Annotated in this window: 12 protein-coding genes; 6 read left to right on the top strand and 6 right to left on the bottom strand. The window is 44.5% G+C overall.

The features are described 5' to 3' along the window. Positions 1-8 precede the first annotated feature (8 nt). The gene (locus QVA83_RS01285; RefSeq protein ID WP_014950981.1) at positions 9-893 is read left to right on the top strand and encodes a virulence factor BrkB family protein; all 885 of its coding nucleotides are present in this window, start codon (positions 9-11) and stop codon (positions 891-893) included. 68 nt (positions 894-961) lie between these two features. On the opposite strand, the gene QVA83_RS01280 is transcribed toward QVA83_RS01285, so the two are convergent. Continuing rightward, on the bottom strand, positions 962-1,600 hold the full coding sequence (locus QVA83_RS01280) for a DUF2959 domain-containing protein (RefSeq protein WP_287498041.1): 639 nt from the start codon (positions 1,598-1,600) through the stop codon (positions 962-964). Next, entirely contained in the window at positions 1,597-1,839 is a 243-nt protein-coding gene (locus QVA83_RS01275) for a hypothetical protein (protein WP_014950983.1), read from the bottom strand. The genes QVA83_RS01280 and QVA83_RS01275 overlap by 4 nt, the downstream gene beginning before the upstream one ends. A 188-nt stretch (positions 1,840-2,027) precedes the next feature. On the opposite strand from QVA83_RS01275, the gene pip reads away from it, so the two are divergent. From pip to QVA83_RS01260, 3 genes are all read left to right on the top strand, one after another. Continuing rightward, on the top strand, positions 2,028-3,005 hold the full coding sequence (gene pip / locus QVA83_RS01270) for a prolyl aminopeptidase (RefSeq protein WP_287498040.1): 978 nt from the start codon (positions 2,028-2,030) through the stop codon (positions 3,003-3,005). Then, positions 3,002-3,439 carry a D-aminoacyl-tRNA deacylase gene (gene dtd / locus QVA83_RS01265; RefSeq protein WP_039226792.1) on the top strand — a complete coding sequence of 146 codons (438 nt, stop codon included), beginning with the start codon at positions 3,002-3,004 and terminating at the stop codon, positions 3,437-3,439. The genes pip and dtd overlap by 4 nt, the downstream gene beginning before the upstream one ends. A 115-nt stretch (positions 3,440-3,554) precedes the next feature. Next, positions 3,555-4,469, top strand: a complete 915-nt coding sequence (locus QVA83_RS01260; RefSeq protein WP_014950986.1) for a bifunctional GNAT family N-acetyltransferase/hotdog fold thioesterase — start codon at positions 3,555-3,557, stop codon at positions 4,467-4,469. A gap of 129 nt (positions 4,470-4,598) precedes the next feature. Here the strand turns inward: QVA83_RS01260 and rpoH are convergent, their stop codons facing one another. Beyond that, positions 4,599-5,453, bottom strand: coding sequence for an RNA polymerase sigma factor RpoH (gene rpoH / locus QVA83_RS01255; RefSeq protein WP_014950987.1), 855 nt, complete (start codon positions 5,451-5,453; stop codon positions 4,599-4,601). A gap of 604 nt (positions 5,454-6,057) precedes the next feature. Here rpoH and QVA83_RS01250 point away from each other — a divergent pair. Further along, the gene (locus tag QVA83_RS01250; protein ID WP_014950988.1) at positions 6,058-7,284 is read left to right on the top strand and encodes an EAL and HDOD domain-containing protein; all 1,227 of its coding nucleotides are present in this window, start codon (positions 6,058-6,060) and stop codon (positions 7,282-7,284) included. Positions 7,285-7,480: 196 nt separating this feature from the next. Beyond that, positions 7,481-8,716, top strand: coding sequence for an EAL and HDOD domain-containing protein (locus QVA83_RS01245; RefSeq protein WP_014950989.1), 1,236 nt, complete (start codon positions 7,481-7,483; stop codon positions 8,714-8,716). 97 nt (positions 8,717-8,813) lie between these two features. On the opposite strand, the gene ftsX is transcribed toward QVA83_RS01245, so the two are convergent. From ftsX to ftsY, 3 genes are read right to left on the bottom strand one after another with little or no spacing between them, the layout of a single operon-like run. Beyond that, the gene (gene ftsX / locus QVA83_RS01240; protein ID WP_287498039.1) at positions 8,814-9,746 is read right to left on the bottom strand and encodes a permease-like cell division protein FtsX; all 933 of its coding nucleotides are present in this window, start codon (positions 9,744-9,746) and stop codon (positions 8,814-8,816) included. A gap of 44 nt (positions 9,747-9,790) precedes the next feature. After that, positions 9,791-10,504 carry a cell division ATP-binding protein FtsE gene (ftsE, locus tag QVA83_RS01235; protein ID WP_014950991.1) on the bottom strand — a complete coding sequence of 238 codons (714 nt, stop codon included), beginning with the start codon at positions 10,502-10,504 and terminating at the stop codon, positions 9,791-9,793. Between the two features lie 26 nt (positions 10,505-10,530). After that, positions 10,531-11,832, bottom strand: coding sequence for a signal recognition particle-docking protein FtsY (gene ftsY, locus QVA83_RS01230; RefSeq protein ID WP_287498038.1), 1,302 nt, complete (start codon positions 11,830-11,832; stop codon positions 10,531-10,533). Between the last annotated feature and the right edge of the window lie 116 nt (positions 11,833-11,948).

The following is an 11,948-nucleotide window of genomic DNA, read 5'->3' as shown; positions in this document are numbered from 1 at the left end:
GAAATTGAGTGGATTTAGACAAGGTTAAAGCCTTATATGACAATGTTACTCCTCAGGTTAGAGATCTCTTTAGCATCTTCATAAAGCGCTGTAGAGAGGACAATATTACTATCTCTGCTGGGCATTTAGCCTATGTAACGTTGTTATCTTTAGTACCATTTATCATGGTGACCTTTACCATTATGTCGGCTTTTCCTGCCTTTGCATCTGTGAGAAGCAAGCTCGAACATTTTGTTTTTAGCAACTTTGTACCTACCGCCAGTGATGTGGTGCATAAATACATGACCGATTTTGTAGGCAATGCCTCACAAATGAGTGCTATTGGTATTTTGTCGCTGCTGGTCGTTGCGTTAATGCTTATATCAAACGTAGATAAAACCCTGAATAGAATTTGGCGTACGCAAAGTGACAGACCGATTGTGTATACCTTTGCTATTTACTGGATGGTGATCACTCTTGGTCCTATGTTAATCGGCTCCAGTGTGGTGGTCAGTTCTTATTTAACTGGATTAGCGGCATTCACCGAAGAATACACACCAGGTCTTGGTACTTTCTTACTCAGCCTTGTACCAAGCGGCGCAGCCATGCTTGCTTTCACCATTTTATACATGGTGGTTCCTAATAGAAGAGTCTTTGCTCGTCACGCACTGGTGGGCGCTATCGTGGCTACTATCGCTTTTGAAATTACCAAGTCAGGCTTTGCGCTATATGTTACGAACTTTCCTTCGTACGAACTTATTTACGGCGCGCTTGCGGTGGTACCCATTCTGTTTTTATGGGTGTATTTGTCGTGGATAATTGTGCTGTTTGGTGCTGAATTTACCTGCAGCCTGGGTGAAGCGTTTGAAAACCGAAAAGCAGAAAACGAACCCCGCAAGGTACCTCAAGAATAATCAGCCCTTCAGGTTTAAAATAAAAAAGGGAGCTGCTCGCTCCCTTTCTATCTATTTCTGCTTAAAAGCTAGTTTTTCATTGAAGAAATAAACGCATCAGACTCTGCAATAGCAGAATTCATTTGTCTGATAAGCTGAGCGACGTTGTTCTCGATAGTAGAGAGCTCGCCCTGCAGCGCGCCTATCGCGCTGGCATTTAAATTGTGCTTCAAGTACAGCACATTATCTTGAAGCGCGCTTAATACCGGCGGCATTTTACTTTCCGCTTTGCGCATAGCCGTCATTAGTGAAGCGTAACGACGTTTAGTTTCGCGAAGCTTCGCCGCACTATCTCGCTTCAGCGATGCGTTCTCATACTTCTCTAGCTCTTCAGACCATTCATCGAATAAAGCCTCAGCTACACTTTCCACCTTGTCTATACGTGAACTCACTTCTTCCGAGGCGGCAACACTATCTTCGTACTGACCGTTTAATCGATTGTAAACATCTTCAAGCTCACCGCCATCAAATGAAACGGCCGCGCTGAATGCCTCCAACGCCGAATTAAACTGCTCTTGAGCGTCTTCTTGTGATTCTTTCGCGTTTTCAACGCGGTCTACTAAGATATCACGCTTTTCAACGCCCACCTTTTCCCATGCTGCGTAATATGCAGACTGACACCCACTAAGGGCAAGCATAGCAACAAATGCTGATGCAAGTAGCTTCATGCGGTTACCCCACCTCTAAAGCGCGCTGCGCTTATAATACTGATTAGATGCAAAATGGCACCTAATGGCCAGAATACGATAGCAAGAACGACGGTCGCAGCCAGGGCATAGCACACGCCTACGGTAATGAAATAGAACAGCGCGCCCAGTATTCTGCCTTGAACCAAATGACCTAAACCAGGAATAAAGAAGTTACAAATTGCGGCGATTACATTACCGCCCGATCCTTGACCTGCCATATAAACATCCTCGCATTTATGACTATAATATGATTAGCTAGCACGTAATGACACTTGTTCTATAGTATACACTTAAGATTTATCGCTTATTTTACAAGCATAAACAGCGTTGAAGCAGTCAGCACGCAACCGTTTGTATAACAATAAACTAAACTAAAACAGGCACTCACACAACGCGCAGAAACAAAATGAAACGACTTTACCCCGATGTTACCTACTATGAAAATGGATTTATCGAAGTGGGAAGTGGGCATTCGCTTTACTTCGAGCAAAGTGGTAATCCAAACGGCATCCCCGTGCTCTTTATTCACGGTGGTCCAGGTGCAGGCTTACCCCCTAATTACAAATGCTTTTTTGACAGCAATAAGTATCGCATTGTCGGCTATGAGCAACGTGGTTGCGGCCGCTCTACGCCTATAGCTGACACGCTAAATAACGACACGTGGTCGAATGTTGAAGATATCGAAGCATTACGTACACACCTTTCAATTCCAAAATTTCTCTTGTTTGGCGGTTCGTGGGGTTCGACACTCGCCCTGCTCTACGCGTTAAAGTACACGCCGAGAGTGACAGGACTCATTCTACGTGGCGTATTTTTAGCTCGACAGGAAGACAGGGATTGGTTTTTATCGCCAAATGGCTGTGCAGCTCAGTTATTTCCCGAGTATTACCGGAAATTTACAAAAGATGTGCCTAAGCCTGTGACCTCTAATTCAGTGTGTGATTTCTATAGCGCAATGGTGCGTTCTAGCAATGAAGTACTAAGACATTCAGCGCTTAAAAGATGGTACCAATGGGAAGAGAGACTTTCTCGTATAACTCTACCACCTGGTGTGGGTGATTCGACGACTAATTACCCTATGCAGCTAGTCACCTGTTTAGCCACATTGGAATGCCATTTCCTATCTAATCAATGTTTCCTAGATGAAAACTATATTCTTGAAAACATTAGCAAAATAAGTCATGTTCCTGGAACAATTGTACATGGTCGTTACGACATGATCTGCAAAACAGAAGCGGCGGAGGCACTTCACAAAGCGTGGCCTCAAAGTCAGCTACAAATTATCCCCGACGCGGGGCACAGTACTTCCGAGCCTAGTATAGGTTACGCGCTCTGCCGTGCTACCCGCGACATGTCTCGCTTTATTCAGGAGTCGTCGAAGTGATAGGACTAATTCAACGCGTATCGGAAGCCAATGTCACCGTTGCCGGTAATGTTATCGGCGAAATTGGTAAAGGCATGTTGGTGCTCTTGGGTGTTGAGAAAGAAGACGGTGACGCGGAAATAGAGAAACTAGCAAATAAGCTCTGTCGATATCGCATGTTCAGTGACGAAGACGGAAAAATGAATCTAAATGTTGAGCAAGTGGGAGGCGAAATACTGGTGGTCTCTCAGTTCACACTCGTAGCCGATACGCAGAAAGGTAATCGTCCTGGTTTTTCACGCGGTGCATCGCCAGAACACGGCCAAGCCATTTATGAAAAGTTCGTTCAGTCTCTAAAAAATAAAGGTATGGTGGTGGCCACCGGCGAGTTCGGCGCTGATATGCAAGTAGGCCTAATTAATGACGGCCCCGTCACCTTTCAATTTAGCGTTTAGCGGGTAAAATCGTACGCTTCGTCAGCATCCCAAACTTGCTTACATAATTAAGCTTGTACCGCATGTATTCTTACGTTTAAATACTCGTTCATTCATTTAAGAAGGCCGGTTTATTGTGTACAAGGTAGTCACACCAAAAAGCGATGCCGAGTTTGAAGCCTATTTTCATTTTCGGTGGGAACACTTACGCCAGCCATGGAATTTCCCTCCAGGCTCTGAAAAAGACGAATATGAACAAGTCGCAGAGCACCGTATTATTACTAACCGAAATGGCGAAATTGTAGCTTGCGGCCGTGTGCATTTGAACACAGCCGAAGAGGCACAAATTCGTCATATTGCGGTTCACCCAGGCCATCAACGCAAGGGCTTAGGCCAAATGATCATGGCCGCACTCGAAAACGTTGCGAAAGACTTGGGCGCCGAGCGCGCTGTAACGAACAGCCGCGAAATATCTATCGACTTTTTTAGCGCATGTGGCTTTGAAGTTGAGCGTGAAGCGCCTAACGAACTAGGCATGCTGAAACGTCAACAAATGGTCAAGAAGTTCACTGAAAACAACACATTAGTACTTCACCCTAAGTGGTGTAAATCGCTGCAAGAGACATGGTCTGAGACCATTCCCATTACCGAGCACATGGGAATTAAGCTTTACCAGTACACAGGCCGCACGCTTGAAACCCGTGCATCATTAAACAAAAACATCAATATTCACGGCACTATGTTTGCTGGCAGTATTTTTTCTTTAGCTACACTAACTGGCTGGGGCATGATTTACCTACAGCTTAAAGAGCGTGGATTAGACGGTGACATTGTATTGGGCGATGGTGATATTCATTACCACAAACCCATCACGATGAAACCAAGGGCAATCTGTAATATTGAAACCTTGTCTGGAAAATTCAAGCCGCTAGAGAACGACAACAAGGCAAGGTTTGAGCTGAGTGTGGCAATTTTAGATGGCGACACCCCTGTGGCGGAATTTGAAGGGGTATTCTACGTGCTTCCTCCCTCTAAAAATGAAGAAGAGTAGCGTTACGGATTAGCGATCATCACTAATTCGTACGAGCCGTCACTAAGAACAAAAATCCACTCATAAAAAAAGCGCCGTTAAGGCGCTTTTTTCGTCGTTAAGCTATTTGTAAGCTATGCACTGCGTGTACTACGCGACCATAGCTGCTTGAAGCTTTTTCATCGCGTTCTTTTCAATTTGACGAACACGCTCTGCAGAAACCTGATATTTATCAGCTAAGTCTTGCAGAGTAATCTTGTTGTCTGCTAACCAACGAGTTTCGATGATATCTTGGCTACGCTCGTCTAGCGTTTTAATCGCTGAGTACAAGCGCTTGCTCGCCGCTGTATCCCAGTCGTTGTTGATTACGTCAGTTTCAACATCTGAAGATTTGTCTTCTAAATACTGAACTGGCGCAAAGTTACCTGTTTCATCTTCGTCCGCAGTTAAATCGAACGCTTGGTCTTGAGAGCTCATACGCGCTTCCATTTGAAGCACTTCTTTTGTACTCACGCCTAATTCGTTCGCTACTGTTTGCACTTCGTCATGAGTAAACCAACCAAGACGCTTCTTCGCCTTACGAAGGTTAAAGAACAGTTTGCGCTGCGCTTTGGTTGTCGCAACTTTCACTATTCGCCAGTTTTTAAGTACAAACTCATGAATTTCTGCTTTGATCCAATGTACCGCGAAAGAAACCAAACGTACGCCCACCGTTGGGTCAAAACGCTTAACGGCTTTCATCAGACCGATGTTACCTTCTTGAATTAAGTCGGCTTGTGGTAAGCCATAACCTGAGTAAGATTTTGCAATGTGCACTACAAAACGAAGATGTGACATTACTAGCTTACGAGCGGCTTGTAAGTCTTCGTCTTCGCGAAGGCGCACTGCCAACTCGCGCTCTTCCTCAGCGCTAAGCATATCAATGCTGCTTACAGCTTGGATGTAGCCTTCAATGCTACCGCTGTGTGGCACTGACAGGGCCATAGATTGCAAATTGTTGCTCATTGTTCACCTCATTTATTGCCGCTTCATATTAGCAAAGTAACCGAAGCTGCGCGAGACCTAATTAAGATATGAAGTCTAACCGATATGTAGGTATAGTGACTATTTCTACAATATCAAGACCTAAATTAAGAAAAAAAGTTCAACTCTTAAGCTTGCGATCCATTTACGAATGCATTCACCGCAAACACTAAGTCTAGACTATCGACTTCACATCGAATGACACGCTGCACTTTCTGCCATCGTGCCTTTGGGTCGGTCATTTAACCACTACATCATTATACTTTAATTACACATACCAAAGTGAAGGCTAATCTCACTGGTATGAAATCCAACGCTTATTTATTACACGCTAGTTACCCGAAACATAAGATTTCCACTATCTCTAAGATAAGTCAGCAAGGTGCCTACGCGTCAATACAGTATATAAACCTTGTGTATGTCATCTTATACCTTGCTTTTCTGGCTGGAAACTGAAAATAATAGATTGAATTAATCGATTTTGCACTACAACCGCTGTACAGCATTTTCCAGACAACAATTATAAAAGACTGGAAGGGAAATACTTAAGGAAAGGAGTAAGGCAAGTGAAGCAAAGAGGATCTTGATGTTTGCTTACGTCGCTAGACAGCCAATATTTAATGTAAACAGAGAAGTTTACGCCTACGAACTACTTTTTCGTGTTGGAGAAGATAACTGCTTTCCCGATATACCTCCTGACGAGGCTACCTCGAAAATTCTTACCTCTACCCATTTAAGCTTAGGTATTGAGGAGATAACCGGAGATAAGAAAGCCTTCATTAACTTTCACCGCGACACACTAATGTTTCGTTTTCCGACCTCTCTGGATGCAAGCAAAGTGGTCATTGAGATTGTAGAAACCGTTGACGTTGATGATGCGCTGGTAGCCGCTTGTAAACATATTCGAGGTCTTGGCTATCCTATTGCTCTTGACGACTACGACATGAAAGGGAAGTGGGAAGCATTCATTCCATTTACCAGCATAGTCAAAATTGACATTACAGAGATCCCCCACGAAAAAATTCCCGCCCTTGTCGAACGCTTCAAATCGAACAAAATACAGTTGGTTGCAGAAAAAATTGAGACCTATGAAGAATTCAATAAATTCAAAGATATGGGTTTCGACTATTTCCAAGGATACTTTCTAGCTAAACCCGAAATCGTAAGGCACAGAAAGTTAGGGCCCAGCAGCCTAACCATGATGGAGTTACTTACGCTAAGTAGCCAAGCAAAACTTAATTTCGATGAAGTAAACAAAATCATTGAACGAGATCCCTCGCTTACTTACTTGCTGCTGCGGTTTATCAACAATCCTCTGGTCAACAAGCGACATAAAATAACGTCACTTAAACACGCGTTAACCTTTATGGGCGAAGTAGAAGTGAAGAAGTTCATATCATTGCTGGCTCTTGCAAACCTAAGCGATGGTCAGCCTACTGAGCTAATGCAAATGGCGCTTGTTCGCGCAAAGTTCTGTGAACTGGTCTACACCCAGCTTAAAGGTGCCGATGACCCGTTAAAAGGTTTTCTTACTGGCCTGCTTTCTTTGCTTGATGCCATGATGGAACAGCGAATTGACGATTTGGTCAGCAAGGTTCCAATTAGTGACGACGTTAAAGATGCCCTGTGCGGAAGCCCTGGTGTGCTTCGCAACTGCCTGACGCTGTCACAATTCTTTGAAAGAGCTAAATGGACGGGTATTCAGCAATTCGCAACAAAGTATGGTGTTAAACAGAGTCTTTTGCATAGTTATTACAACGAAGCGATAAAGTGGGCTAAACATATTCATAAGGCCGCTTTGAACGACAACTAAGCCTACGATTACGCCAGTTGATGTGAAATTAATCGTTGAATAGTTGTTAGATTGCGCTTACATATCATAGACTAGGGTCAGTTCTTTTGGATTACACATTAAAGAACACCTAACCTTAGCGTGTGACGTAGCGCTAGCTAAGCCTCTAAATATAACAATAAAAATAACCTTAACCGTGTTGTATCAGGAATAGATTATGTTCGCGTTTATAGCTCGCCAGCCTATTTTAGATAAAAGCAAAAGTGTTTTCGCCTATGAGCTTCTGTTCAGAGATGGCAAGTCTGGTGCTTATCCGGAACATAACGAAGAGAAAGCTAAGTATATTTCTGAGCACTTCCATCCACTTGGGCTTGATGATATCAGCGGCGAAAAAACGTCTTTTATCACGTTCTCGTCAGATACAATTATTTCGCGCTTTCCTACATCGCTTAACCCTGAGTCTGTAGTGGTTGAACTGGCTGATCCAACCGACAACACCAGCGGCCTATTCGAAGCATGCCAGCACATAAAGCAACTTGGCTTTAAACTAGCTATCGATGACCCCATGATGGTGGGTTCAAAACACGACATATTTCCTCTTATCGATATTGTGAAAGTCGATGTGACAAAAACCCGCTTTGAAACCATTGAAAAGCACATTCCGCGCTATCACGATGCGAACGTGCAATTAGTGGCGGAACAGGTTGATACGCAAGATAATTTTTCAACGTGCGTAGATTTAGGTTTCGACTTCTTCCAGGGTTATTTTTTCTCGCAACCGGAAGCACGTATTCTACGACAGCTTCCTGCGTCTAAAATGAACATTGTTGATTTGATGGGCGAAAGCTCTAGCAGCGACTTTGACATAGACCGTATCAGCCAAATTATAGAGCGAGACGCCACCTTAAGCTTCTTATTGCTGAAGTTTATCAATAACCCCACTATTAATAAGCGTTACAAAATTACATCACTAAAGCACGCGCTTAATTACATGGGTGAAGTAGAGATTAAGAAATTCATCGCTTTATTAAGTTTAACGAACTTAGGCGATGAAAAGCCCCTTGAAATCATTCATATGTCTTTAGTTCGCGCTAAGTTTTTCGACTTACTTGCTGAGCGTAGAGGTCTTAGAAATAATCCGCCCATCTCCTTTTTGGTTGGTTTATTTTCGCTTCTTGAAGGGTTACTTGATCAGTCTATGACAGACATTGTAAAGCAGCTGCCGCTTTCCGATGAGGTTAACGATGCACTACTTGGCAAGAACTTAGAAATGAACAGCTATATGACTTTGGTTCGCGCCTTTGAAAGCGCCCTTTGGATGAATGTCATAAAACAAGCTAAAGTGCTTAATATTGACCAGAAGCAGCTGCATATGCTGTATAACCAAGCCATCATTTGGGGCAATGGAGTGCGCAGCGCTATCTCCTCACACTATCCCCGTGCGATAGCTTAAGTACAAAACTAAGAACACGCCTACTTACCGCCAATAACGTCATACAGTGACTTATATATTTCGCACTGTAGGCGTGTAAGTATACTCACGTCTACGACTACTTGGGCTCTATTTCCCTTACATGACGCTGCACAGAGATAAGTGAGCCCAGTAAACCGAGCAGCACCGATAGTCCCAGCATAGTCAGCAATGCAGAACCGGTTAATCCGGTAATGTTGAAATCCTTCTGATACATAGCGGCAAACGTAGTGATGCTGCTATCCATCCACCATAGTATGATAATAACGGCAAACCACGCCATTAATCCGCCCAATAGGCCATACCAGAAGCCTGTATATAAAAACGGGCGATGGATAAACGCATCGGTTGCGCCAACCAGCTTCATCACTACGATTTCGTCATACTTGTTCAAAATATTCAGACGAATGGTGTTACCAATAATTAGTACAACGGCGATGAAAAGTAGTAATCCTATTAGCGTAACCAAGTCTCTGGCAATATCGATAACGGCATATAAACGCTCTAACCATTCGATATCCAGTTTACCTATATCAACTTCACGCTGCTGTCGCAGTTTATCTAGCAGTGCTTTCGCTGCCGTCGGCGACGCGTGTTTTTCGTTTGGCGTTACTAGCACTACATCAGGCAGTGGGTTTTTCTCTAGATAAGCGATGGCATCGCCCAATCCTGACAAGTGCTGAAATTCTTTAAGCGCATCATCCGCTGGAATATAAACAACGCTGTCTATTTCAGACCAGCTATTTAATCGTGCCACCAGCTGTTGCGAACTTGCCGCGTTGATATCTGGCTTTAAAAACAGAGATATTTCTGACGCCTGATCCCAGCCTGCTGTAATTTTCTCAGTATTTTTCACCATAATATAAAGCGTACTAGGTAGCGTAATACTCAGGCCTAGTACCCCAATAGTCATTAAAGATGCCAGCGGCTGACGCCACAGCTCTCCAAGACTCGCCAGCGCTTGGCGTACATGGCTGACAAAGAACATCACAATAGATTGGATAAAGCCCACTTTGGCAGAAGACGCCCCTTATGCACGCCCTTTAAACAAAATACTCATGACCAGGCTCCTTCACTGCTGGCTGAACTTGTGCCATCAAGGTCGTCAGTAAGGCCATCGGTGATCATCTGACCATTTTTGAGGGTCAGCGTGCGATAACGCATGCGAGCAATCAGCCCTAAATCATGGGTTGCAATAAGTACTGACACGCCCGCTTGATTGAAGTCTTCAAAAAGGCGAATGATTTCCATGGAAAGCTTGGGGTCGAGGTTACCGGTCGGTTCGTCTGCCAGCAGTAACGGGGGTTTATTTACTACTGCTCGCGCGATCCCCACTCGCTGCTGCTCACCACCAGACAACGTAATAGGCAGGCAACGCGCTTTGTCTCTTAGCCCTACCATTTCAAGCGCAGCTTCTACGCGCTTGCGAATTTCTTTGTGGGTGTAACCCTCAATGACTAGCGGTAACGCCACGTTGTCGAAAACCGACTTGTCCATCAGCAGCTGGTGACTTTGGAAGATCATGCCGATATCGCGGCGTATATAGGCAATATCTCGACGGGTAATAGCGTTAAGGTCGTGGCCATTAATAAGAACGCGCCCTACTGTTGGACGCTCCATTAGGCTGATAAGTTTAAGTAGCGTGCTTTTTCCTGCGCCAGAATGCCCTGTTAAAAAGGCCATTTCACCCGGCGCAATATGAAAATTCACCTTGCTTAGCGCACGTTGTCCGCCCGGATAGGTTTTGCTTACCTGCTCAAACTTTATCATTATTTTTCCCTACCGCTTTGCTGGTTTTAGCTTTCAGGTGTGTCCATTTCGCTAAACAACGCATCAATAAATTCTTGTCCGTCAAACTGGCGTAAATCATCGATACTTTCGCCAACACCTATATACCTTATAGGAATTTTAAACTTATCGGCAATAGAGAATATAACGCCGCCTTTCGCTGTACCGTCTAACTTGGTTAGTGTGATGCCTGTTAAGCCCACGGCTTCATTAAACAACTTGGCTTGGCTAATAGCGTTTTGCCCTGTACCTGCATCCAATGTAAGCATAACTTCGTGAGGCGCATTCGGATTGATTTTCTTCATTACGCGAACCACTTTCTTAAGCTCTTCCATCAAGTTGTTCTTATTCTGCAGGCGCCCTGCCGTGTCGGCAATAAGGATATCTGTGCCGCGCGATTTTGCTGCTTCTAGTGCATCGTAAAGTACCGATGCACTGTCAGCGCCAGTGTGCTGTGCGATAACCGGAATATCGTTGCGCTCGCCCCATACTTGAAGCTGTTCAACCGCCGCCGCTCTAAAGGTATCACCCGCAGCAAGCATCACTTTCTTACCTTCTTGCTGGAACTGCTTAGCCAGCTTACCAATAGTCGTAGTTTTACCTACGCCATTTACGCCAACCATTAAGATAACGAACGGACCTTCACTGGAATCATGAGCCTGCATCACTTCAGAAAGAGGCTGATTAACTTGAGACAACATGCCCGACATTTGCTGCTTCATGATGTCCAGCAAGGCTTCGGCATCTTTTAAATCTTTTCGAGAAGCACTATCGGTGAGGTGATCGATGATTTTTTGCGTGGTATCCATGCCCACGTCAGCAACTAACAGTTGTGTTTCAAGATCTTCATAGAGCTCGTCATCGATGGTTTTGCCTTTAAACAGGCTAACAATACCACTGCCTAGGTTTTCTTTTGTACGAGATAGGCTTTCTTTTAAACGTGCAAATAACGACTTTTTCTCTTTAGGCTTTTCTTCGGCTTTGGCTTTAGCCTGTGCTTCTGCTTCTGCTTTAACGCGCGCCTCTTCTTCCGCTTTAGCCTTCGCCTGTGCTTCAGCTTCTGCCTTTGCGCGAGCTTCTTCTTCCGCTTGCGCCTTCGCCTGTGCTTCAGCTTCTGCCTTAGCGCGGGCCTCTTCTTCCGCTTGTGCCTTCGCCTTTGCTTCAGCTTCTGCCTTAGCGCGGGCTTCTTCTTCAGCTTGCGCCTTCTCATTTGCTTCAGCTTCTGCCTGTAAGCGAGCTTCTTCTTCCGCTTGGGCTTTTTGTTTATCTGCTTTTTTGTTCTTACTGAACCAGCCAAAAAGTTTCGACATCGTTAGGACAAATCCTTATTAATTCTTAGCAATTTCGGCTACACTTGCCGCCTAATGTCTGCACGCAGGATACCATTGTCAGCCTCTATGAAGCGAGTTTCTCGCCCTACTCGGGC

The sequence above is a fragment of the Alteromonas sp. AO-Serp genome, from assembly GCF_017849675.1.
Lineage (GTDB): Bacteria > Pseudomonadota > Gammaproteobacteria > Enterobacterales > Alteromonadaceae > Alteromonas > Alteromonas macleodii.
Note: the sequence above shows the minus strand (reverse complement) of the source record. Positions and strands in the feature narration are given on the sequence as shown.